The sequence below is a fragment of the Robertkochia flava genome (assembly GCF_020166515.1).
GTDB classification, from domain to species: domain Bacteria; phylum Bacteroidota; class Bacteroidia; order Flavobacteriales; family Flavobacteriaceae; genus Robertkochia; species Robertkochia flava.
The window spans coordinates 75,782-98,046 of the sequence record NZ_JAINZT010000007.1; the positions used below are offsets into that span (position 1 = coordinate 75,782).

21 protein-coding genes are annotated in these 22,265 nt (G+C 47.6%); 1 reads left to right on the top strand and 20 read right to left on the bottom strand.

What is annotated here, in order from left to right; all coding sequences use genetic code 11:
• Positions 1 to 22: 22 nt before the first annotated feature.
• The 15 genes from K7R11_RS11510 to K7R11_RS11580 all read right to left on the bottom strand — a co-directional run bounded on the left by K7R11_RS11510 (position 23) and on the right by K7R11_RS11580 (position 17,289).
• Positions 23 to 499: a DinB family protein gene (locus K7R11_RS11510; RefSeq protein ID WP_224490888.1), complete on the bottom strand. Its 477-nt coding sequence runs from the start codon at positions 497 to 499 to the stop codon at positions 23 to 25.
• 78 nt (positions 500 to 577) lie between these two features.
• On the bottom strand, positions 578 to 1,438 hold the full coding sequence (locus K7R11_RS11515; RefSeq protein WP_224490889.1) for a hypothetical protein: 861 nt from the start codon (positions 1,436 to 1,438) through the stop codon (positions 578 to 580).
• 55 nt (positions 1,439 to 1,493) lie between these two features.
• Positions 1,494 to 4,226: a formate dehydrogenase subunit alpha gene (gene fdhF, locus K7R11_RS11520; RefSeq protein WP_224490890.1), complete on the bottom strand. Its 2,733-nt coding sequence runs from the start codon at positions 4,224 to 4,226 to the stop codon at positions 1,494 to 1,496.
• Positions 4,227 to 4,277: 51 nt separating this feature from the next.
• Complete coding sequence (locus K7R11_RS11525; protein ID WP_224490891.1) at positions 4,278 to 5,930, bottom strand: NADH-ubiquinone oxidoreductase-F iron-sulfur binding region domain-containing protein; 1,653 nt, start codon at positions 5,928 to 5,930, stop codon at positions 4,278 to 4,280.
• A 1-nt stretch (position 5,931) separates the two neighbouring features.
• Positions 5,932 to 6,759 carry a formate dehydrogenase accessory sulfurtransferase FdhD gene (gene fdhD, locus K7R11_RS11530; protein WP_224490892.1) on the bottom strand — a complete coding sequence of 276 codons (828 nt, stop codon included), beginning with the start codon at positions 6,757 to 6,759 and terminating at the stop codon, positions 5,932 to 5,934.
• Between the two features lie 148 nt (positions 6,760 to 6,907).
• On the bottom strand, positions 6,908 to 8,548 hold the full coding sequence (locus K7R11_RS11535; RefSeq protein ID WP_224490893.1) for an arylsulfatase: 1,641 nt from the start codon (positions 8,546 to 8,548) through the stop codon (positions 6,908 to 6,910).
• A gap of 31 nt (positions 8,549 to 8,579) precedes the next feature.
• Positions 8,580 to 9,068 (bottom strand): nuclear transport factor 2 family protein, encoded by a 489-nt coding sequence (locus K7R11_RS11540; RefSeq protein ID WP_224490894.1) that lies wholly within the window; start codon positions 9,066 to 9,068, stop codon positions 8,580 to 8,582.
• Positions 9,069 to 9,121: 53 nt separating this feature from the next.
• On the bottom strand, positions 9,122 to 9,754 hold the full coding sequence (locus K7R11_RS11545; RefSeq protein ID WP_224490895.1) for a hypothetical protein: 633 nt from the start codon (positions 9,752 to 9,754) through the stop codon (positions 9,122 to 9,124).
• Between the two features lie 174 nt (positions 9,755 to 9,928).
• A complete protein-coding gene (locus K7R11_RS11550; protein WP_224490896.1) occupies positions 9,929 to 10,747 on the bottom strand; it encodes a hypothetical protein in 819 nt (272 codons plus the stop codon).
• 74 nt (positions 10,748 to 10,821) lie between these two features.
• Entirely contained in the window at positions 10,822 to 11,544 is a 723-nt protein-coding gene (locus K7R11_RS11555) for a class I SAM-dependent methyltransferase (protein ID WP_224490897.1), read from the bottom strand.
• A gap of 94 nt (positions 11,545 to 11,638) precedes the next feature.
• On the bottom strand, positions 11,639 to 13,588 hold the full coding sequence (locus K7R11_RS11560) for a S41 family peptidase (RefSeq protein ID WP_224490898.1): 1,950 nt from the start codon (positions 13,586 to 13,588) through the stop codon (positions 11,639 to 11,641).
• Positions 13,589 to 13,638: 50 nt separating this feature from the next.
• Complete coding sequence (locus K7R11_RS11565) at positions 13,639 to 14,868, bottom strand: gluzincin family metallopeptidase (RefSeq protein WP_224490899.1); 1,230 nt, start codon at positions 14,866 to 14,868, stop codon at positions 13,639 to 13,641.
• A 231-nt stretch (positions 14,869 to 15,099) separates the two neighbouring features.
• Positions 15,100 to 15,663, bottom strand: coding sequence for an OsmC family protein (locus tag K7R11_RS11570; protein ID WP_224490900.1), 564 nt, complete (start codon positions 15,661 to 15,663; stop codon positions 15,100 to 15,102).
• Positions 15,664 to 15,808: 145 nt separating this feature from the next.
• Positions 15,809 to 16,678, bottom strand: coding sequence for a helix-turn-helix domain-containing protein (locus tag K7R11_RS11575; RefSeq protein ID WP_224490901.1), 870 nt, complete (start codon positions 16,676 to 16,678; stop codon positions 15,809 to 15,811).
• 122 nt (positions 16,679 to 16,800) lie between these two features.
• Entirely contained in the window at positions 16,801 to 17,289 is a 489-nt protein-coding gene (locus K7R11_RS11580) for a hypothetical protein (protein ID WP_224490902.1), read from the bottom strand.
• A gap of 182 nt (positions 17,290 to 17,471) precedes the next feature.
• On the opposite strand from K7R11_RS11580, the gene K7R11_RS11585 reads away from it, so the two are divergent.
• A complete protein-coding gene (locus K7R11_RS11585) occupies positions 17,472 to 17,708 on the top strand; it encodes a hypothetical protein (RefSeq protein ID WP_224490903.1) in 237 nt (78 codons plus the stop codon).
• Positions 17,709 to 17,853: 145 nt separating this feature from the next.
• Here the strand turns inward: K7R11_RS11585 and K7R11_RS11590 are convergent, their stop codons facing one another.
• The 5 genes from K7R11_RS11590 to K7R11_RS11610 all read right to left on the bottom strand — a co-directional run bounded on the left by K7R11_RS11590 (position 17,854) and on the right by K7R11_RS11610 (position 22,184).
• Positions 17,854 to 19,320, bottom strand: a complete 1,467-nt coding sequence (locus K7R11_RS11590) for a M28 family peptidase (RefSeq protein ID WP_224490904.1) — start codon at positions 19,318 to 19,320, stop codon at positions 17,854 to 17,856.
• A gap of 101 nt (positions 19,321 to 19,421) precedes the next feature.
• Complete coding sequence (locus K7R11_RS11595; RefSeq protein ID WP_224490905.1) at positions 19,422 to 20,129, bottom strand: DUF6090 family protein; 708 nt, start codon at positions 20,127 to 20,129, stop codon at positions 19,422 to 19,424.
• 83 nt (positions 20,130 to 20,212) lie between these two features.
• The gene (locus tag K7R11_RS11600) at positions 20,213 to 20,935 is read right to left on the bottom strand and encodes a DUF6090 family protein (RefSeq protein ID WP_224490906.1); all 723 of its coding nucleotides are present in this window, start codon (positions 20,933 to 20,935) and stop codon (positions 20,213 to 20,215) included.
• Positions 20,936 to 20,999: 64 nt separating this feature from the next.
• Positions 21,000 to 21,767 (bottom strand): DUF6090 family protein, encoded by a 768-nt coding sequence (locus K7R11_RS11605; RefSeq protein ID WP_224490907.1) that lies wholly within the window; start codon positions 21,765 to 21,767, stop codon positions 21,000 to 21,002.
• Positions 21,768 to 21,962: 195 nt separating this feature from the next.
• The gene (locus K7R11_RS11610) at positions 21,963 to 22,184 is read right to left on the bottom strand and encodes a PLDc N-terminal domain-containing protein (protein WP_224490908.1); all 222 of its coding nucleotides are present in this window, start codon (positions 22,182 to 22,184) and stop codon (positions 21,963 to 21,965) included.
• Positions 22,185 to 22,265: the final 81 nt, after the last annotated feature.

Consider the following 22,265-nt stretch of genomic DNA (forward strand, 5'->3'; position numbering starts at 1 on the left):
CAAAATATCTGTTTTATCATGGTTAATGCGAGGGGGTAATCATTTTCCGGATCAGGGTGATCTGTCCCAGGTGGTAATAACTGTGCTCCAGGACCCCTTCAATATTTCGGAGGTAATCGCCGTATTTCTCGTCTACAAAAGGTTCCGACCATTGCGATTCCGGGATGTTCCCAACCTGTTCTGCAAATGTTCCGGCATTAGAGAGGAAGGTGTTCACCAATTGCCTCCACTGCGCATCCGAGGTTAACCGGGGCAGGTCAAAGCTGTATTGGTCTTTTATGGTCAATTCGCCTCCTTCAAAAACCTCCATGATCCCTTCCAGGTAATAATTGATATGGTACACCAGGGCCGCGATAGAGTTGAGGTCTCCGATCTTACGGGTGGCCTGTTCCCACGACAGGCCTTCCAGTTGTTCTTTGTAATTGGTGTTGGCGATCCAACGCCCATCGAGATAGACCTCGCGTAATCTTGCAGCTAAATAGGAGTTCGTGCTATTCATTTTTATACGATTAGTTTCCTCGTGTTTTTCAGGTATCTAAAGTTATGAAACAGATACTTAATTTAATTCCCCGGACTTTTAGCGGATCCTGTAATGCGCAATAATGCTGTCCTTTTTTTTATGGAACTGCATAAAATTCCGGTACCTTACCGGGATACTGGTACCTTCTATACAGACCGGGTCCCAGGTTTCGATTTTTTTTAATTCCCGGATCACATCCCTGCCGAATTCCGTACGGGGTTCTTTTTCCTCAATGGGATGATATCTGTTAAGGCCGTATAACAGATCCAGGTTAAGCTGTGGGCTTTTATCCTGGGGATCCCAGTAAGTGATTCCCAGTACAGTACCGGTCGTGTCGATATCGGCCACCACATAGGCTATATTTTCCGCATAGCTTTCCCCATAATTTTTTTGGTAGTAGGTGCTCAAAAGGGAATCGATATCCATTTCAGGTTGTGAAGGCTCAAAACGCCCGTCCAAAGGGGCACTCAATATAAAATCGGAAAGGTCAAAATTTTCAAAACCGGCTGTTAAGCGATCTTCCTCAAGGTGCCCCGTGATGTCCCCGATCGGTCTTGAATTGGAACAGTTGTAGCCAAACCTAAGCGCTTCTTCACGGAAATAGGTATAGATCACCCAAACTTCACCTACCTCAACATTCCAGTCACAGCTGTCGAAAGCTCCGGTATATTCTCCTTCAGAGGCCAGGGTGAACTCGTAATATTTTTTATGGGGTTCTTTTTTAAAGTGCCTGATAACTTCAAACCTGATCGTATACTGTTGTTTGTCTTCAGTATAATTTTTGCTTACGGCTTTGGCAAGGAACACGTCCGGGGCCATGATAAATTCCAGTGCTTTTTTCGGAACATCGCATTGACAGGCCCGGACCTCGTGTTGCGATAGAATTAACAGGAGGCAGATGAGCAAAAGGTGTTTCATGGATGGAATGATTTGATTACTTTAAATCAATGATTATGCCATGATCCTCCTAAACTTATCGCTGTATGGCTTCTCGTTTATACTTGCCTTTACTTTTACTGATCCGTACCGCTACCACCTTATATTCCGGGCACATGGCCTCTGAATCGTGGACGTCGCCGGTGATGTTGTTGATCATGATCTCCGGGAAGTGGAAGGTGGTACTTACGATCCCCGGCTTGACCTCATCGGTGATCCGTGCCTTTACATCCACCTTGCCTCTGGGAGACTCCAGGCATACATAATCGCCTTCACTGATGAAGTGTTTCATGGCATCGTCCGGGTGTATCATCAGGTAATCGCTCTGCAGCAACTCCTCGTTGGCGGTTCTTCGGGTCATGGCCCCGCAGTTGTAATGCTCCAGTTCGCGGTTGGTGGTCAGGATATAAGGGTATTCTTTGGCATGGCTCGTCAGTTCTTCAGTCTCTCTCCATCCGTTAAACTCGAAGTACCCCTTACCGCGTTTGAATTCCTTGCTGTGCAGGATCTTAGTATCGGTACCATCCGGCGCCACCGGCCATTGCAGTCCGTTTTTGCCCAGTCGGTCCCAGCGGATACCTGCAAAGAAGGGTACGATCTGAGCGATCTCTTCGAGCATGCCCCCGGGGGTGTATTCCGGTTGCGGATAGCCCATGCGGTTCATGAGCTCGACGATGATCTGTCCGTCAGGTTTTGAACCGGGATAGGGAGGCACCACCTGGCGTACGGCCTGCACCCGGCGTTCGCCATTGGTAAAGGTACCGCTCTTTTCCAGGAAGGAAGCCCCGGGCAGGATCACATCGGCCTGTTTTGCTGTCTCTGTCATAAAGAGCTCCTGTACGATCACCAGGTCGGTTGCCTGCAGGGCTTTGATCACCTTCTGGGTATTGGGGTCGGTTTGTACCACATCTTCCCCGATGATCCAGAGGGCCTTAAGTTTTCCTTCCAGGGCGGCATCGAACATTTCCGGGATTTTAAACCCGATATGTTTGGGGACTTCGACCCCGTAGAATTCGTTATATTTCTTATTAACCTCCTCATTGGTCACGTCAAGATATCCTGCGCCCTGGTGGGGTTGTACCCCCATATCGGCAGAGCCCTGCACATTGTTCTGTCCGCGAAGCGGATTCACCCCAACCCCTCTGCGGCCGATGTTTCCGGTCATCATGGCCAGGTCGGCGATCTGCATGACGGTAAAGGTGCCCTGGGAATGTTCGGTAACGCCCAGCCCGTGGAACGACATAGCATTGGGTGCCGAGGCATAGGCTATGGCCGCTTCCCGAACCAGGTTACGGTCTACCCCAGAAACCGCTTCCATCTTATCGATATCCAGGTCCATTAGCGCCGTCCTGAAATCTTCATATCCCTCGGTGCGGTTAGCCACAAAGCTTTCGTCTACGAGGCCTTCCTTCACGATATAGTGCATCATCATATTCAGTACGGCCACATTGGTACCGGGCCGCAATGGCAGGTGGTACGTGGCATAGCGCGCCAGTTCGGTGCGCCTGGGATCCAGAACGATGGAAACGTTTCCTGATTTCATGGCAAACTGCTTGAGTTTGGCCCCGGTTACCGGATGCGCATCGGTGGGGTTGGCCCCGATCACCAGGATACAATTGGTGTCCTTAAGATCGTCTATGGAATTGGTGGCTGCCCCGGTACCGAAGGTGCGCTGCATCCCCAGTGCCGTAGGGGAGTGGCATACCCGGGCACATCCGTCAATATTATTGGTCTGGATCACGGCCCGGAAGAATTTTTGCATCAGGTAGTTCTCCTCATTGGTACATCTGGAGGAGGAGATCCCGGCCAGGGAATCCGGCCCGTAGGTATTTTTATAATGGGTGAATTTATCCGTTATATAATCGTATACCTCATCCCAGGATACCTTTTCGAATTGTCCGTTTCGTTTGATCATTGGAGCATCCAACCGGTCGGGATGGTCGTAGAACTTAAAGGCGTACCGGCCTTTCAGGCAGGTATGGCCCTGGTTCACCTCGGCATCATAGGGAGCGCGAATGCTCAGGATCTCCCCGTTGGTGGAAGCGACCTCCAGATTACAGCCCACCCCGCAATAGGTACAAATGGTTCTTGTTTTTTCTGTAGCGTGGATGGCTTTAGACTGAAAGATATCGGATATGGCCGAAGTGGGACACGCCTGGGAACAGGCCCCGCAACTCACACAATCGGAATCCAGGAAACTTTGGTCCAGGCTTTTTACGATATGGGCATCAAATCCCCTGCCGGCCATGCTCAGCACGAATTCTCCCTGCACTTCATCGCAGGCCCTCACGCATCTGTAGCAGTTAATGCATTTGGAGAAATCGGAGGTCATATAGGGGTGACTCAGGTCTTTCTTCTTATCCAGATGGTTGGCCCCTTCCGGGTACCGCACTTCCCGGATCCCTACCCGTGCGGCAACATCCTGTAATTCGCAATTCCCGTTCACCTCACAGGTCAGGCAGTCCAGGGGGTGGTCGGTGAGCACCAATTCTATAATATTCTTTCGCAGTTCTTTTACGGAGGGGGTGCTGGTAAAGATATATTGTCCCTCAGCCACAGGGCTGTGGCAGGAAGCCAGGGTTTTGGTTGGGCCACCTTTTGCATTGGCGACTTCCACGCTGCAAACCCGGCAGGAGCCAAAGGGTTCCAGATTGGGTGCATCGCAAAGGGTGGGAACCAATTGTGTTCCCTTATGACGTCGGATAAAGTCCAGCATGGTCTCTCCCTCGATAATCTCAAATTCCCGGTTGTCTATAAACGCTGTTTTCATGGTGCCAAAATTTTGTTGATCCTTTTGCTGGTCTGCTTTCATTCAGCGGGATCATTTAAAATAGGGTTTTAATTCCTGCTCAAAATACTCCAGGGCATTCCTGACCGGCAGGGGGATACCTCCCCCATGTGCACACAAGGAGCCTTCTTCCAGGGTGGTGAGCAGGTCGGTGAAAAGTTTCCTGTCGATCTTATAATCGTCATTAAAGGCTTTCTGCGCCAGTTCATGTCCTCTTTTGGTGCCCAGGCGGCAGGGGAAACATTTACCACAGCTTTCATAAGCGGCGAAATCGAATAGATGTTCAATGTACCGGATCATGGGGAAGTCTTCCGGGATGCAGATCACTGAAGCGTGCCCCAACAAAAAACCACCTTTGGAAAACGACTCGAAATCCAGGGTTAATTCATCAATTTTGGCTACCGGAACAATGCCTCCCAGGGGGCCACCGATCTGCATGGCTTTTACCGGACGTTTAAACCCGCCACCCAGTTGATATACCACTTCCGAAAGTGGAGTGCCCATTTCTACCTCGTAAAGTCCGGGGGAATTGAATAAACTGTCAAGGGAAACCAGCTTGGTTCCGGAGGAGCGCGCTGTGCCCATGGCCTTCCAGGCGTCTCCTCCCTTGGAAATAATGTAGTGCAAAGCCGCCAGGGTTTCTACGTTGTTAACTGTTGTAGGTTTGTTAAAAAGCCCTTTTTGGGCCGGGAAGGGTGGTCGCACCCTTACTTCGGGGCGCTGCCCTTCGATCGAATTTATCAACGCCGTTTCTTCCCCGCAGATATAAGAGCCCTGAGCCTGGATGATCTTAAAGTGAAAGGAGAATCCGGAGCCTTTTATATTTTCGCCAGCCAGGCCTTTTTCCAATAGCTCGTCTATGGCCTGCTGTACAATGGTGACCGCCTCCGGGTATTCTGCCCTGATATATAGAATGCCATGGGTAGCCCTGGTAACATAACCGGCAATTAACATCCCGAATAAGACGGAATGTGGCCTTTCTTCAAGAAGGTAGCGATCGGAATATGCTCCGGGGTCGCCTTCATCTGCATTGCAGATAATAAACTTGACCTCGTTGGCTTCTTTCCGGCAAAACTCCAGTTTTAATCCCATGGGGAATCCCGCCCCTCCGCGACCGCGAAGCCCGGAAGTTTTGATATCTTCCAATACGGCTGCCGAATCTTTTTTCAGGGCATCCAGAAAGGGCTGGTAATATTGCATTGTATCCGGTATAGGAGCCGTAAGGATGGCCCTGGCTGATGCCTTAACAGTGTAACGGTCTTTGTTGAGGCCTGAGCCAGAATTTACTACAGCGCCTATTTGGCTGATAGCATCACCCGAATAGTTTTTCCCTTGGTAATGGAAGGCTGCATTTTCATGGCAACGCCCAAGGCAGGTCATATGCCCGATCTCATCTTCGCTGAATTTTGTTTTCAGGGAGTTCAGCACATCTTCCTGGGTACCTGCGCATAAGCATGCAGTGCCGTTACAGACGTAGACTTTTTTACCCTTGTTTTCAGGTTTCATAAAGTCATAGAAGGAGGCAGTGCCAAAGGTATTGGCTTTCCCGATCAGAAACTCCTCAGCCAGGTTTGCCAGGGTTTCTTCATCGGGTGTTCCCTGGGGCCGGGCAAGTTTTCCCATTTTATCAAAAAGGTTTTCTTCTACACCTTTTCTTCCCAACAATTCACTTAGGTTTTCAGACATGTTAACTCGCTTTGGTGTTATTACTGGCCGGTAATCCGGTACGTTCCGGATGGGCATAGCAGGTGGTTCTTCCGTTCCGACTAAAGGCAAACAGGGTAATACCGAGCTCCTTGGCATAATCTACCGCTAGGGAGGAGGGGGCCGATACCGCGGCAAGAAAGGGAATACCTGCTTTAAAACATTTAATAACGATCTCATAGGAGATGCGTCCGCTTACGGTCATTATTCTTGCCTCCCGAAGCCTTCTTTCCAGAATAAGCCGACCAACAACCTTGTCTACGGCATTATGCCTCCCGATATCTTCCATGGTGCATAGGAGTTCGCCCTCCAGGGTAAATGCTGTGGCTGCGTGGGTGCCTCCTGATCTGTTAAAATCTTCCTGATTTTTTCGCATGCTGTCAAACAGACCGGGGATCAGGCCGGCCTCGAGTTGTTGGCGGGGGTCGAGGATCGCTCCGCTAAAGGCGAGATCGCTTAACTCGGTCTTCCCGCAGATTCCGCAGGAGGATACAGAAAGCAGGGAACGACTGTTGTTATACCCCTGTCCCAGTTCTTTTTCAGGAATATTAATATTGACAATGGTAACGATTCCCTTTTCATTCTCCTTTTTAATGTGGATCTCCGGACAAAAGGAAACATCCCTGATGATATCCTCAGCATGCAGCATTCCCCTTACCAGGGAAGGATCTTCCCCGGGGGTGCGCATGGAAACCGTAAAGGGTTCATTGTTAATATTGATCTGCAGGGCTTCCTCCACCGTCAGGGCATCAAGTACCTTGCTTGCTCCGTCGGTGTCAAACTTTATGCCTTGGTAGGGTCGGGTTGCCATAAGATCGTTTTGGATATGCCTTATAAAGTTAAGCAAATTAAATTTTTGAAGCCCATCCTCTTTTTATACCTGGAGATCAATAATATCCGGGTTGAAACGGGTGTCTTAAGCACCGGCATGGTTGGGCATACCCTGGGGGCAGTTCCATTTATTTTGATTTTTTAAAGGGAGGTGGACTCTGCAATTTGATCTCTTCCGCGAACGTATTCCAGTGGGCCAGGAGCTCCCGGTATTTATCAGGGGCTGCATCCTTCAGGTTGTGCTTCTCCTGCAGGTCTTCCGCTAAATTGTAGAGTTCAAAATTCTTTATATCCAGGGGTCGCTGCACATTGACGATCTTCCAGTTTCCCTTTCTGAGCATGGCATGTCCGATGTGTTCCATGGCAAATACATCGTCTTGCCGATGAATGGTTTCTGAATTTCCTGAGAGGAATGGCAGGAGGGATGTACCCCTTAGGGGATAGACTGGGTTCCCGTTATACCTTTCCGGGTAAGTGATCCCGGCCAGGTCGTAAAAGGTGGGGGCCAGGTCCTGCAGGGTGAGGAAGCCATGGAGGACTTCCTTCTCTATCCTTACCCCGGGTCCGCTTAGGATCAAGGTGGTATTGATACCGCCCTCGGTAGCATAATCCTTGAAATACCTGAAAGGGGAAGACCCGGCTTCGGCCCAGGCCGGGCCATAGGATATATAGGAATCGGCCTTTCCCATGTTCTCGTAATCGTCGTTGTAGTAATCCTTCAGGAAGGTGTAGTTCTCGTGGTGGAGAAAATCCCGGTGGGCAGCGCCGTTATCTGACATAAAAACGAAAAGGGTATTTTCAAACTGCCCGGTTTCTTTCAGGTAAGTTAGCAGCCGTCCAATATTGTGGTCGAGGTTATCGACCATGCCCGCATAGAGTTCCATTTTTCGGGCTTCCTTCTTTTGCTGTTGAGGTGATAAAGAATCCCAGGGTATGATTCGATTGGCAAAGGCGGGATGAATTTCCGGGAGCACGGCATCTTCCGGAATGATCCCGGCAGCCTTTAGTGAGTGAAGCCGGTCTGCCCTTAATTTTTCATAGCCTGTATCATAACGGCCTTCGTATTTTTTCCAGTATTTTTCATCGACCTGTAATGGCCAGTGGGGAGAGGTATAGGCGGCGAACACAAAAAACGGTCGGTTGTCGTTTCTGTTGCTGTCGATATATTCGATAAGCCTGTCGGTATAGACATCGGTGGAATACTTCCCCTCAGGCCAATTCACGGGGTTGCCATCTTCGGTATAGGGGGAGAGGCCCGGTTCGAGGGCACTTTGGTTTCGGTAGTGGTTGCCGGCCCCTTCGAGGAGCACAAAGGAGCGTTCAAACCCCTTTTGGTGCGGATTGGCTTCCGGGGTGAGTCCCAGGTGCCACTTCCCCGCCATGTAGGTATGGTAGCCTGCATCCCAGAGGAGCTGAGGGATGGTAACTACGCGTTCGGTTAACTGTCCTTCGTAGCCAAAATGGTCTGACGTAAAATCCTGGATTCCCATGCCGGCAATGTGGTTGTCGTTTCCGGTAAGCAGCATGGCCCGGGTAGGGGCACACATAGGCGCGGTATGAAAACTACTGAAACGTATGCCATTCCTGGCAAGGGCGTCAATATTCGGGGTTTCAATATCGCCTCCATAGCATCCAATATCGCCAAAGCCCAGGTCGTCGGCAACGATAAGGACCATGTTGGGTCGGTTGGATTGTTGTGCAGGGGCTTGCTGACAGGCTAGCAGGACTAGTGCAAACCACCCCGGTAACCAATGTAAAATACTTTTCATAATTACTTTTTTTAAGTTATTCATCGGGGGGTCACTTATTTTCCACACGGGTTGAGTGCAGAATGTGCACTTTCCATTGGCCATCGATCTTTTTCAGCGTTCCGCTTTCCAGCCATTGGTAACGGGTTAGTGCCCCATCCCTGATAACCTCTGCAAACAGATCCCAAACCACAAAGGCCGTATCGTTACAGACCTCTATGATCTTATAATCTAAAGAATCTTTTCTGGAATACCCTTCAGGCTTTTTTTGACCAACCAGGTTTAAGGTGTACTCCAGGTCCCAGTACACACCCTGTTCCAGCACATAATATCCGGGGGCGGTAAGGGCACCATAGGCTTGTGCATCTCTTTCGGCCAGGGCGTGGTAAAGACCTTCCAGGGTCTGCTTTATCCCGCGGATATCTTCCGGGGAAGCATGGATCACAGGGTCCGACTTAAATCCTGTAGTTTGAGCAGGGACGGCAGTACTGGTCAGGGTAGCTGCCAGGAGCAAAAGAAAAAATATCGGAGTGGTTTTCATTGTAGTGGATTTAAAGTTCAGGTTGTTTTTATGTGTTTCAGGTGTTACCTTTTTTAATTTTCAGGCTCGGTCATGAGGTATTGAACAAGTATATAGTGAGCAGAGGTTTCCAGCAATCGCTCCTGGTCTGATGGATGATCTTTCGGGTTTTCTGTACGATAAGAACCGAAGATCAAGACGGGGGTTTTTCGGTTTAATATCCAGGGAGTATTTCCAAAAGGAAAGAGGTAGAAATGCTCTTCAGGTTTTTCAGGTTCCAGGATCAGGTCCTTATGGATATTCATGGCAAGGGTTCTGATCTCTAAAGCACAATGGTTTTCTGCTTTTAAGGTGAAGAACTTCAGGTCGTTAATAAAACCGTTTCGCTGCTTTCCCTCAAGAAAATAGGAATAGGTGTTAAGCGTATTCATCAGGGTATCTGAAGCAACCAGAACCCCGTTGTGGTATTCTTCTGTGAACACCTTTAGCCTGTATTTGTGATGTTTACTGTCGAGGTTCACCCGAAATAGCGCTATGGAAGCCATCTCAGGGTTTGCATTGTGGTCGAGGGTCACAAACCCCTGGTTGCGTAAAATGAGGTAGGGAATCTCATCTCCCGGAGGATTCGGGATATCCGGAAGATCGATGCCCTGGGCAAAAACCGTACAGGGAAGCAGTGAAAACAGGTATGGAATCAGCCTTTTCATGCCAAGGGTGCATATTTTTAAAAATAAGGCTCACGGACTGATCGAAATGGGAGGTTATTTAAAGATAATGGATATTTATTTAATTGACGGAGACAAGCATTTTAAAGAAAGCAGATCCTGATTTTGGTGTAGATCACAAAGGCGAGCAGCAGGTAAGTTCTGTCTTTACCGGAGTTATCCTGCCTTTTCATCTTCAGTATACCCCAAAAGATAGTAACCCGCACTTTTCCCGTTCTTCTTCCGGGCTTCCTTCATCACCCAGGTATAGCCTTCAGCGTCATGCCCTTCGAGAAGCAATTCCAGGTCTTTAAACGTATAGGTTCGCACCAGGGAGGCCTGTCCGTCCCAGGCATAAACCAGGGGGATCACAGGGATGAGGTAGGTGAACAAAATTTGTTTAAAGGTCAGGGGTCTGATAAAGGGTGTCATAAACCAGGTCATCAGGAATAGAATACAGAGGGAAAGGGGTAGCAGGAGCCACCAAAGGAAGGTCGGGATACTGTTTTGCGCCAGTTCGTAAATAAACAGTGGCTGCTTATTTCTTGCCGCAGCATGCAGAATATCCCTGGCCGTTGCAGGTTCCATATGGTGAAAACTGGCGATCATGGTTTTGAGTCCTTCCGGGGCTTTGTCCATTTCCCTGGCATCCATGGAGGTTGCCCGGTATCGGATATACGGCGAGGGGCCATCGTTATATTTGGCGAGGGTTTCCGGGTCGGGATACTTATCGGTAAGGATCAGCGTTACCGGGTTTTCGGGGGTGGCTGCATTTATCTTATTAACCGTCTCTGGCATTGCCCCACCTGACCCACTGCCGAGATCAACGATCTGTTCGAAAGGGGTGGTTTGCCGGATGTCCAGCAGAAGATCTGCCAGCACTGATGAGGTGCCCATCATCCGGTGAAATACGGATAGGAGGCGTGTAACCCCGGAACGTATAGATTTCGGAAGCCAGGGAAAGTCTTCAAATTCAAATAAGGAGAGTCGTTTCATGGGGTGCTACTGTACTAAAATAGTAATATCAATTTATTTTGGAATGGAAACAGGACTAAACACAGCGAGGGCATTTATTTTTCACCAAAAACCATAAAGTGTTGCAACGGGAGGTTGCTCTTATTTTCCAGGAGTTTGAATCCGGCAGCTTCCAATTCGCGTACTGCCTGGTCCAGGGTCATTTTGTGCACTCTTTTTATGGGTACATTCGGGTCTTCTCCCCGGTATTCTACAAGGTAGATCCTGCCGTTGGCTTTCAGGGCATTTTTAATTGAAGCCATCATCTCTGCAGGGTACTCAAATTCGTGGTACACATCCACCATGAGTATCTTATCTAACGAGTTTTCCGGAAGTCCCGTATACTGAGGGGAGCCTTCTATGGTTTTTACGTTATTAATACCTTGATCCTTTAATTTGTCATTGATGGCATCCAGCATTTCTTCCTGAATGTCCACAGCGTACACCAGTCCCTGTGAAACCTTCGGGGCTATTTTCATGACGTGGTAACCCGAACCGGCTCCAATATCGGCGATGACCTCCCCGGGGTTAAGGTTCATATTGGCGAGGAGTAATGCTGTATTCTCTTCCGTTGGCCTGCTATCGCGCTCAAGCCACCCCATGCCACGATAACTCATCACCGCTGCGATCTCGCGTCCCATATACCATTTTCCGATCCCGTTCGGGTCTCCTTTTTTAAAGGTGTATTGGGGGTTAACAGCCTTTTCCTGGGCAATTATGGTTTCTCCACCCGAATACAGGAGAATGATGAATAGTATAAAAAACACTCTTGAGCTCATTTCAAATCAATTTCCGATTACACTATTAAAATACGAATTGTTATGCTATGTTCCGGGAGGGATTACTCTTGAATATCCCTGATGTGCCATTCAGTTATCTTCCAATAAAAGCATTGTATTGATCGTTCATTACCTTTTCGGTGGTGATCACGGAATAGTACCGGGTTAAGAGCTTGCCGATAACCGGGAAGAGGGTTGTAAATTGCCTGAACGGTTTTTGATCGTATTGATACAATTCATAATCGACAATGGAAAGTACCGGATCATCCGGGTAATAAAGCTTCACCAGGGTATTGAGCCCATATGCTTCGGGGAATCCATGCTCGTCTAAGGCCTGGTAGATTTTTGCCTGAAAGTAGGGCCTGCTGAGGTAGTAGGGCAGGGCCTCCTGGTCGTTTAATTCGTCCAGGATTGCTCTTGATTGACTTAGGTTATTGCTGCTGATGGCATTTTCAAGACTTTGCACATCCCCCTGAATTCTTTCCAGCTCCAATGTGGAATTATGGAGCTGAAATCTCAGTTTTTGTCCCAGGGTATCCAAGGGAGTCAGGGTGATATTATATTTCCGGGTGTAGAAGACGGAATCTTTCCTTAGAAGCGGGGCCTCTATTAATCCGTCGATGATCAGGGTCCATGTAGAATCCTTTTGCTGCAATTCCAGGTTCCTTAAGGGAGAAAAGGTGTATTGTCCGGCAAAGTGACCAGGCAAACCGGTATGAACATTATGTTCCGGGTTGGTGAGTTTCATCTTTTTTACAGAATCGAGCACCCGATCTGTAAAATAGGTGGTGGCAGAAAGATCTTGCGCAATGGCAATTTGAGGAATAACTGCATCGCGTTTATCATGGATATGGGTGTGCAACGAATACAGGCTGGGGATTACCGTGGTTATTTCGGAATGAGGCAATGTAAAATAGGTGGGGTCGGAGGTGGTGTTAGGTGCATCCATGGTTTTCTCACCCACCAAGACACTTTCAGTGAGGCGTTCCATATCGGCAGCAAAGTCCACGGCAGCCGATCCTGTGCCCCGGTCGATCAGGGTGAATAGTTTTCCATATTGGTTGACCAGGGTATCTTTTTGCAACCTGCTTAGAAAATAGGTGTGATTTTTCGTATCGCCCCCTGGGTTGCTGCGGACATCCACTACCATTTTCTCCGGATGGAGATCAGCAATCTTTTCCAGGACCTCATTCCAGAAGTTAGTAATATGGCCCTGGTCGATACATTGGCTGTACCGTACATATAGAAGTTTTTCATCTTCCAGCCACTGGTACCAGTAGTTCATTTCAGAATTTTTCAGGTAGAGAGGTACTTCGGCATCCGGGGTCAGATCTTTCATGGAATTATACCCCGGAAGTTCGGTTAAGGAAGCGGTGTTTAAGGCTTTAAGGTCGAGTCTAAGGCTATCGCCATCTCTTACCAGGAGAAGGCTCAGCTTATTTCTATCAGAAATGATCCCCTCCCGGAGAAGGGCTTCTGCAGATCTGACGATCGGCAACATAAAATATGCCGATCCGGCTTCGTTAGGGGCGTTTGTATAGGCCCGTAGTTTGTGAAATACTTCCTCAGCCGGAGTATTGCTGAACTTTAAAACCTTTGCTCCCAGCCATTCTTTGGGGACCTGACCGGCAGTTATGTGGAAGTTTCCGTCATTCCAGGTTAAAGTGTAAGGAAACCTGGTAGGGAGCAGGTTGCTTTTATCTGCAACATTGGTGTGTGGATCCTTAAAGGCAGCTACGAGTTTAATGATTTCCAGGTTGAAGGTCTCATCGGGGATGTCCTGGCCTCCGGCTATTTTATTTTTAAGGATGGTGAGATTTTTCTCAAAGGTTTCTTTTCCGGGAAGCACCTGGTACCCGGCAAATTCATTTTGAAACACATACTCCAGGCGTTCGAGATCTTCCATTCTTTTTTCCTGTGGTGAAAGAAAGGAAGCCCGGATACTTTCGTAGCCCCTGTACATCCCTATGGGGACAAGGATGCAAAGAAATATGGCGAGGAGAAAAAGGAGGATCTTTTTCAGGTATTTAAAGAACGTTCTCATATTAGTGTTTTATTTCTCAGGTGGATGTTGTTTGATGTGGTATTCAATTTTTAGCGATCGAGAAGCGCTTCAAAGTAGATGCGTTGTTCTGATCCTGCCAATTCTTCGAGTTCATTAAGAAACCCCTCCGTGGTGCTTACTCTTTTATCCACGCAGGTGGTGAGGAGCTGTTGCATGGCCTGTTCTCCTATTTCACCTTCCAGGGCGAGTAAATGCAGAGCCCCTTTGTGGTAGTAGGAGGGGAAGGCATCGGGTGCGTACTGGGAAGCTTCGCTCACCGGAATGGTGTTTTCGGTGAGCTTTCGGGTGCGTTTTAATATTTTTTCCAAACCCTCCGGATCAAAATGGGCCAGAACCTTATACGTACTGTAATTGGCAAAGGATTCGTTCATCCAGGGTTCTACCAAAAAAGAAGCCTTGTTCCACCAGTAATGGGCGATCTCATGAGCCAGGTTCCCGTGATCATTAAAATCGGTTCCCGTAACGATAAGGCTGCCCCGGTTAAACTGAAACCCGATCTCTTTACGGCTGGTATTTCGTAAGACCACCCTGAAATCTTCTATAGGGTCTGATCCGCCGTGAAAGTCATTTAAAAAATCGATGCTTTCCCTGACTTTTTCTCCAATGGATTGGATCACCGAATCCGGGGTTTGAGAACCGGCAGTAATAGTGATCTTCTCGTCGTAGCTCGAATCCTTCATATCTTCTCCTGCGAGCAACAACACTTCATACCAGGGTTTGGTTCTGCTCATATGGATCTTACCGTCGGTCCTGTTGATATTAGTATCCGGATAGGTTATCAGGGTATACCGGGAGGGGAAACTATCTATATGTACCGCTGCGGTGAATTTATTATCGAGATCTCCCCGGTTGGGGAACCAAAGCTTATCGGCATTCAACTCGATCCATTGGGATCGCATATGATTTTGAGCTGCCAGGTCGATTCGGTAACTAAAACGTATCTCCAGAAGCTGATTAGCCGGTAACGCCTCCTGTAATGTTAACAAACGCATGGGAAAAGGGCGATCGGCCTTTTGAACCAACTCGTAAGAAGTTAACCCGGGGGCTACAATGGTATCCATCCGAAACCCCGGATTGAGGATAAACCATAGCGAATCGGAAGGCTGTTTCAGCCGGGTCTGGTAGGTAGCCTGCACATGGAGTACAGAGTCCTCAAATTTAAGATCCAGATCCAGGTGGTCGGTATGCTGGGCATGGAGATAACTGGCAGCAAAAAAGAACAGGGCTACGCAGATTACTTTGAAAATTGATGTTTTCATGATGGTTGGTTTTCCCGATCGGAATACTTCCCTGGATCAGGTCGGTGTTTGGTCATGCTTCTGTTAGAGAGACGATTAACGGCAGGGATTGTTACAGCGATCTGTCCTTTACAGGGTCTGCAGGTATTAAAATTGGGCGCAAAGCAGAAAAGGTTTGCAAGTCCATGCAAACCTTTTTTTCCGGGAATCCTGTGCAGTCTGGATGTATCGAAAGATCCATCTTCAAAACTCTCATGACTCCTGCTTGAGTGATACCTGAACATCAACAGGGTTCAGCAAGGAGTGCAGCACCGGCGACTGTTTTGCCAATGACAGGAGTTCCTCCTTTTGTTCGGAGGTGCCTCCCTGGATATCAAAGGTTACCCGGATCTGTCTGAAGCCTTTGACCCCTGAAGGATCAAGCCCGAGAAAGGCTCTCAGATCGATATCTCCCTCAATGCTGGACCGCACCCCTTCTACAGGAATGCCCCTTGCAGCAGCCAGGAGTACCATGGCGGAGGTCATACATCCCAGCAAGCCATAGAGAATCACCTCTCCGGGGTTGGCACCCTTGTTGGAACCGAGCAGTACCGGAGGTTCATCACTGTCGTATACAAAAGGTTCGGTTCTGCTGGTATCCTCCTGGCAGGCTCCGTAGAATCCCTGAATATAGGATCTGTTATGGCCTCCGTCGATCCACTCGTTATGAGCCCTTAATTCAAATTTGGCAATATCAGGATTGTTCTGAATAGCGGTTACAATTCCTGCGATGGCATTTTGGTCAAAGCCGTTTACTGTTTTGGTTAAAGTTTCCATGACTGAATAATTTAAATGTTATGAATTGATTACCTGACAAAGGTATGGCTGCTAACCGCCTGGCAGATAGGCTGAAAAGTTCAATCAATAGACAATTTGGTCCAGATGCAAAGAATTGGATCTTACTCTACGGGATGGATGCCGATCATAGGATGGCCGCTTCCCGGTATTGCAGGGGGGTGGTAGAAAAGTGGTTTTTGAAGGCCCTGATAAAACTGGAGGGTTCCTCGAACCCGCATTCAAACCCGATGACGTTCACCGGTTTAGCGGTGGTTTTTAATAAGTGGGAGGCGAGGGTAAGTCTTTTTTGTGAGATCCATTTTCCCGGGGTGGTCTTGTAGATTTCCTTAAAGTTTCGCTTGAAAGAACTCAGGCTCATATGGCAAAGCGCAGCATATTGGTCGAGGTTCAGGTTGTAGGCAAAATTGGCTTCCATGATCTGTTGCAATTGCACATTTTGCTCATTATTGATGGAGAGCAGGTAACCGGCCAGTCCCTGGTGAAGGGGATTGGTGAAAATATTTAGCAGTAATTCCTCAAATTTAAGCCGGAGCAGGTTGCTGTCAGGGATTTCCGGGGCACTTAAAAATACAGCCAGCGAATTGATGTACCCCTCCAGGAAGGTGTCCAGCTGGATCCTGATCACAGGTTCATCAAATTGAGTTACTCCGGCATGGTTCCCGGAAACCACTGCACTGAAACGCTGCATAAAGGTTTTAATAAAATCATCGGGGATAAATACCATCAGGGCACAATAATCTTCATCAAAATACTGATGCACCAGGTTGGCCCCTTTACGTACAAAAAGTGAATCCCCGGATTCAACCACATAGTTCCTGCCGATGCTTCGCCACATCTTTTTCCCTGAGGTAACAAAAACAAAGTAATTGGCATCCGACCAGATGCCGGCTTTGACCTCCTCCACCAGGCACTGGTATTTTATAAACAGCAGGTCGTCGATCTGAAGTTTTTTGAATTCATTACTCGATTTCAGGTATGTGTGAAGATCCAGCATGTGGTGAAAGGTGTGATGTGTTGGGATTTAAAGATTTAAGTTAAATAATTTATGCGATTTCTATTATGGGCTGTATATCCTGATCGCCTTCGGTATAACCCTGGTCCCGGCCGGAGGCTGACTCATGGAATCTCCTGCAGTCGATCCCAGAAGTCGGTTTCCGGAACATCTTTCATCATACCTTCTGCCATTTTTACAAAATCCTGATTAAAATAGGGGCTGCAGAGCTTCCATAACGCTCTTGCCCTTTTGGTGCCCAGTAAAAAATAGATCACCCCCCGATACCCCATCCAGGTTTCTTCATCCAGGGCACCGTTCTTGTATTGCAGCCATTCGTGTTCCCGGGCCCTCATTTGGCCGATCATCCAGAAAATGAGTTTGACTTTTTCTTCAAATTCCGGGGTTTCTTCCTGAGAAAAGATCCGGCCGATCTCCGGATATTCCACGAATTTATACACCCCGTTCTGGTCGTTAGTCACCTGGCCCTGCCTGGAATCCGATCGCAGTAGCTCCTTTCCCTGTTTTACCTGTACCGAAAGGTAGATCAGGGTAATGATCACAACAAGCAGGCCGATGATCTGGGTGATGTAAGAGATATCTTCGAGCGTCATGATTTTATATTTCCCGATTTAACGGAGTACGTAATTATCCTCTAAGCTAGGAAATATATCTTTTTATTGAGTGGTTTATGTGCTTCATTTTGAACGGGTTAGGTGTTTTCGAAAAAAAAGGATAATTCAAGTCGCTCTGTCCCGGATGATCAATCCGGTATGAACTATTCCGCATCCCGGAAATGGATGACTATTTCTTCTGTCTTGGTCAGGGTATAGAGATTAAGCTTAGGACCCTGGATGAAAGGGAAGGCGACATTCGTCATGGGCAGGTACACATTGAAGCCCCCTTGTTGGTACATCAGGTAACAGAGCAGCGAATACAGGGATGTCAGGAACAGCCAGATCCCTTGATGCGGACTGGAGTTTGCTTTGGCCTTTTTACACCCAGGATAAGGGTGGTAAAGAACCAGGCCTGAATGGTCGGTTGCAGTATTTCCAGATTCAGAATAAAACCTGGATATTTTTCAGCCTTATTTTATCCGGATGGTAGTTGGCGGTTCTGCCGGTTCTGCCGGTTTTGATGGCTTCTACTCTAAAAAAAGATTCCCAAGGGTACCTTATTTAATCTATGCCGTACAGTTCCTTACCTGCTTTTTCATATTTGTCCCCGGCCTTCCAGAAGAGCTTATCGGGGGTATTGGCAATAAGCCTTCCTGAATACACATACCCCCGGTAGAATTTGAGGAGGTAGTCGTAATCCAGGGTCTCGGCCTCGTCGTCTGCCTGGTGATAGTACTTCAGGATCTCATCATCAAAGCTGTTAAACCCCGTGGAATAGGTAGGAGCAGGAATCCCTTTTTGAGCAAAACTCACATTATCGCTTCGGTCAAACAACCCCTGCTCGGGAGCGGGGTCTCCGGTAGCCTTCAGTCCGAATGCTGCGGCTCCTTTTTCGATAAGCGGTTGGGCCGTGGTACGCTCCAGGCCAATGATGGTAGCCAGGGTGGTATCGTTATAGCCTCCGCCATCGGTATTAAAACAATAGCTTATTTGCTCAAGGGGAACCACCGGGTGTTCTACATAATACGAGCTGCCCAGGAGTCCTTTTTCTTCGGCCGTGAATAAGATAAAGAGGGCAGAGCGTTTGGTGGGATACTGCCCCAGGTTCTCGGCCATGGAAAGTACGGCGGCAACCCCGATATTGTTGTCACGGGCCCCGTTGTATATGGAATCGCCTTCGGCATTCGGCCTTCCGATACCTACATGGTCGTAATGGGCAGAGTAGATTACATATTCATCTTTAAGGGTGGGGTCTGTACCTTCAATGATGCCTACCACATTCTGGGTTTTCTGGGTGGTATGGGCCTGCCCGTCCGAGCTCAGGCTATAGGCAATGGGGCGATCTGCAGAAAAACCGGGATCCTTGTCCTTGATATTGCTCCATATATGGAAAGTATTGCTCTCTTCAGGGGCGCTTTCATCCTTCACTTCTGTGCGTGCTCCCAAATAGTTCTTCAGCCGACTCCACATAGCATCATCAAATTGGGTGAGCTCTATGAGTCCGGTAGCACCCATGGCTTTTGCTATTGCGATCTTATCCCTGCCGGCGGTAATTACGGTGCGCGCATCCTGTTTACCTTCGTACCCGGCCCAGACGACTACAACTTGTCCGCTAAGGTCCTTCCCCTTAAAATCTTCTTCGGTGCCGTAGCCTAAAAAAGCGGCTTTTCCGGATGTCTCAATAGCCGGTAATTCCAGGGCCAGGTTCAGAGGAAAAGCATTCCCGTCCAGGTCGAGCTTCAGGAAGCCCGGAGGAATGGTGTACGACAGATTGAACTCCTGGTAATAGGAATCGGTACCGGGGACAGGAAGGGCTCCGAAACTGAGCAATTGGTTCGCGATATAACTCGCAGCGATCTTGTTTCCCCTGGTTCCGGCTTCCCTGCCTTCCAGCAGGTCGTCTGATAAAAAGGAAATATGGCTTTTAATGGTATTTTTCTCAACGGTTTTGGCCGCTAGTTCCTGGTCGGATTGGGCCATGGCTGCCTGCAGAAAAAGCAGGATAAAAAAGGTGTGGATCGTTCTCATAAAAACTAAGATACAAAGGATGTAGTAATTACCTGATATTTTAAGGGATATTTAATAACCGGTGTTGAGGAGTTAAATGGGCTGCCACGGTAGCAGGGATTTTACAAAGAAGAATGGTAGGCATTAATTTCTGAGATCAATGCAGCGCATTCATCAGCAACCCTTTGGTAAATATTACGCCTTGTAAAAGCCCCGTTAAGTTGAATGGCATTCAGGGCATAGGTTTCAGTCCGCAGGGCCAAAATATCCTCCTTGGTATAATCAGACATATCCGGAATATTTTTGGAGATGAGGTCCATGACATGGGTGGTTGCGGTTTGGGTCATGAAATCTTCCTGCTTTTCCAGAACTTCATAGGTGTTGTACATCCTGATAATGCGTTCTCTTAACATAGTGTTTTGAATAACTTTTAAGTGTGAATTATTCAGCATCTCGGTGTAGGTAGATTTCAGGGGTATGTAAGGGGAGATGGGTTGCCACTGATAGTTGAAGTAGGTTAGCAGGGAGTCGCCGCTGTTATTGTTTTTGACCATGTTCAAAAAGAGTTCTTTGGTCCTTGCCTGGTCTTTTAGCTTTTTGAGGTTGTTACCGAGGCCGATGGCATCCTGCTTAAGTTCAGTGACCAGATTACTGAGGTATTTTTTTTCGAGTTCTTTCTCGTGGTTCCTCTGGTTCCATCCATTGATCTGAATGGCGATAAGAATACCCATCACGACCAGGAAGATCTCTCCTGTAGCGTAGAAAAGGTACTTTCTGAATTTGCCCTTGTTAACCAGTTGATGCCTGATGTTCCTGAAAAGTTTTAACATGTTGGGATATCTTTATTTTGATAGAAATTTTGCGGATCTTGTTGTTGTCGGGAATAGTATGCTAGCTGTCATTTCTCAGGAATTTACTGTGCTCTGATCTCTTTTTCGATTTCTTCCAGCATGAGGCTGATCTCCGTATCAAGGTATTTGTAATTTTCGATAATATACCTGGCCGCTTTAGTCATGTACATTACGATATTTTCAAACTTCCGGTTTTCAAGAAGTGCAGAGCTTTGATTTCCTAACCTGGACTCCGGGTTGTAGTTGATGGCTTCAAGGCGTATCGGGTTAAGCTCACGGTCACCAAAATTGATGAGTCTTTTTTCGTCCTCCTTGACATCATCCAGCTCCCCGAACCATCGGGATAAATGCATTCTAAGGGTATCATTGGTAACCAGGTTCAGTTTTCCGGAACTGATCAGGTCGTTCAGGGCGCCGTTGGAAGGGTCAAAGGTAGCGTAGGCGCTGAGACGCATGGTCAGGCGCATAATATCCCCGGGGTTCACCAAAGAAGCGTCCTTACCGAAGAGTACCTTCAGGCTGTCCCCGGTTTTTACCAGGCGGGTGGCCTTTTCAATATTGCGTTTCAATTCCACCTGGTTGTAGCGAAAATCAGATCTTAGTTCCCGGAGCATCTTTTGTTCCAGGATCCGCTCCTTGCGATGTTCATTCCAGGTGTTGATTTGCAGGGCGATCAGAATACCGGCAACCACCAGGATGATCTCGCCAATGGCATACTTAAGATACCCGGACATTTTTTGCTTTGCGAGAAACTGACGTCTTGTTTTTCTTAAAAAAGCTATCATGAAGGTGTGTTTTTGAACAGATATTATGGTCTTCGGAATCCTTGGCTTCAAATTGATTACCAGTTCATTCCGATAATTCATTGTTGATCTCCCTTATGATCTCCTTTCTAAGGGTACGCACGATTTCAAGTCCACCCAGACGGTCTTTATGAATGTCTATTACATCGAATAATTTAGGGTTCAGGCTGCGGTTCTCTCTAAAGGCCTTCAGATCATAATTGGCCGTAAAATGTTCTTCGGCAGCCCCTAAAAAGTCGGAGATTGTTCGGTCTTCTGAATCTTCTGCAGGAATCACCTCATAATAAAAAGCCAGTTCCTCTATAAGGTTGTTAGTGATCTGGTAGTTCTGCTCGGAATACCTGTTCAGGAAGTTTATCTGACTGTAGTATTTATGTATGTACCCTTTAAGTGTTTCTGACCTGATCTTGCTGAAAAGATCGGAGGAGATAAGTTCGGTATACGCATTTTCTGTATAACGTATCACTGGGGTAAAGCAGGCAAACCGGAAGGCTCGTTGCAGTTTTTTATTGTTTACAGCGGGTGCGCCGGAATGTACCTCGAACAACAATTGGGCAGAGGGAAGAAAAAGGTCCTTTTCTACCTGGAAAACATTATTCAGATAAAGACTGTCCTGGTGTAATTCTTCCAACAGGTTGTTTAGCAGTTTATGTGCCCGGTGTTTTTCTTTAAGATTCTCATTATGGTTGTTAATGGCAAGGGCGATCAAAATACCCAGAACCACCAGGAAGATCTCTCCTGAGGCATATTTGAGGTATTGAGCAGGTTTCTTTGTTTGGAAAAGGCGGAGCCTCATTTTACCAAAAAATTTCATATCACTTGTTTTGGGCCGGGTGGAAGGGGAAACACTTGTAAGTTTATATTAATCTAATATACAAAGTGTTGTGGGAAATATCGCATTATATCTTAAAATGGTCTTATGCGCCGGCGATGCTAATAAGGTTTACCTGTAGCTCATGATCCAGGGTATTGCGAACAGGGTAAATTCACCCATGGGCCAAAGGCCGGATCAGGGGGTATTGCTCTTGTTATTTCGTCCCATAAAAATATAAAGAACAGATCCCAGTAAAGGGAGCAGGAGCACAACCAGGGTCCAGCGCATTTTATCGGATTTTCCGAGAGGAGCTTTTAAAACATTTGCCAGGCAATAGACCCAAAGGAAGAAGGATGTCAATAGGATCAGCTGCCACGCAAAAAGCCCCCATGAAAAGACAGGGTTGTAGTGTTCCATTGTTTGATTTTACAGTTAATATAGTGATTATATCCTATACTTGCTGCGTCTTGTACATTCAAACTGTGGCGTTTGCATCCT

Excerpts from the sequence above, each read along its gene's own strand:
- fdhD (WP_224490892.1), bottom strand. The coding sequence starts at position 6,759 with ATGGCAACCCGACCCTACCAAGGCATAAAGTTTGACACCGACGGAGCA.
- K7R11_RS11585 (WP_224490903.1), top strand. The coding sequence starts at position 17,472 with ATGGATGACTATTTCTTCTGTCTTGGTCAGGGTATAGAGATTAAGCTT.
- K7R11_RS11545 (WP_224490895.1), bottom strand. The coding sequence starts at position 9,754 with ATGAAAAGGCTGATTCCATACCTGTTTTCACTGCTTCCCTGTACGGTT.
- K7R11_RS11550 (WP_224490896.1), bottom strand. The coding sequence starts at position 10,747 with ATGAAACGACTCTCCTTATTTGAATTTGAAGACTTTCCCTGGCTTCCG.
- fdhF (WP_224490890.1), bottom strand. The coding sequence starts at position 4,226 with ATGAAAACAGCGTTTATAGACAACCGGGAATTTGAGATTATCGAGGGA.
- K7R11_RS11515 (WP_224490889.1), bottom strand. The coding sequence starts at position 1,438 with ATGAAACACCTTTTGCTCATCTGCCTCCTGTTAATTCTATCGCAACAC.
- K7R11_RS11610 (WP_224490908.1), bottom strand. The coding sequence starts at position 22,184 with ATGGAACACTACAACCCTGTCTTTTCATGGGGGCTTTTTGCGTGGCAG.
- K7R11_RS11605 (WP_224490907.1), bottom strand. The coding sequence starts at position 21,767 with ATGAAATTTTTTGGTAAAATGAGGCTCCGCCTTTTCCAAACAAAGAAA.
- K7R11_RS11580 (WP_224490902.1), bottom strand. The coding sequence starts at position 17,289 with ATGACGCTCGAAGATATCTCTTACATCACCCAGATCATCGGCCTGCTT.
- K7R11_RS11570 (WP_224490900.1), bottom strand. The coding sequence starts at position 15,663 with ATGGAAACTTTAACCAAAACAGTAAACGGCTTTGACCAAAATGCCATC.
- K7R11_RS11565 (WP_224490899.1), bottom strand. The coding sequence starts at position 14,868 with ATGAAAACATCAATTTTCAAAGTAATCTGCGTAGCCCTGTTCTTTTTT.
- K7R11_RS11575 (WP_224490901.1), bottom strand. The coding sequence starts at position 16,678 with ATGCTGGATCTTCACACATACCTGAAATCGAGTAATGAATTCAAAAAA.
- K7R11_RS11525 (WP_224490891.1), bottom strand. The coding sequence starts at position 5,930 with ATGTCTGAAAACCTAAGTGAATTGTTGGGAAGAAAAGGTGTAGAAGAA.
- K7R11_RS11510 (WP_224490888.1), bottom strand. The coding sequence starts at position 499 with ATGAATAGCACGAACTCCTATTTAGCTGCAAGATTACGCGAGGTCTAT.
- K7R11_RS11595 (WP_224490905.1), bottom strand. The coding sequence starts at position 20,129 with ATGTTAAAACTTTTCAGGAACATCAGGCATCAACTGGTTAACAAGGGC.
- K7R11_RS11560 (WP_224490898.1), bottom strand. The coding sequence starts at position 13,588 with ATGAGAACGTTCTTTAAATACCTGAAAAAGATCCTCCTTTTTCTCCTC.
- K7R11_RS11535 (WP_224490893.1), bottom strand. The coding sequence starts at position 8,548 with ATGAAAAGTATTTTACATTGGTTACCGGGGTGGTTTGCACTAGTCCTG.
- K7R11_RS11555 (WP_224490897.1), bottom strand. The coding sequence starts at position 11,544 with ATGAGCTCAAGAGTGTTTTTTATACTATTCATCATTCTCCTGTATTCG.
- K7R11_RS11540 (WP_224490894.1), bottom strand. The coding sequence starts at position 9,068 with ATGAAAACCACTCCGATATTTTTTCTTTTGCTCCTGGCAGCTACCCTG.
- K7R11_RS11590 (WP_224490904.1), bottom strand. The coding sequence starts at position 19,320 with ATGAGAACGATCCACACCTTTTTTATCCTGCTTTTTCTGCAGGCAGCC.
- K7R11_RS11600 (WP_224490906.1), bottom strand. The coding sequence starts at position 20,935 with ATGATAGCTTTTTTAAGAAAAACAAGACGTCAGTTTCTCGCAAAGCAA.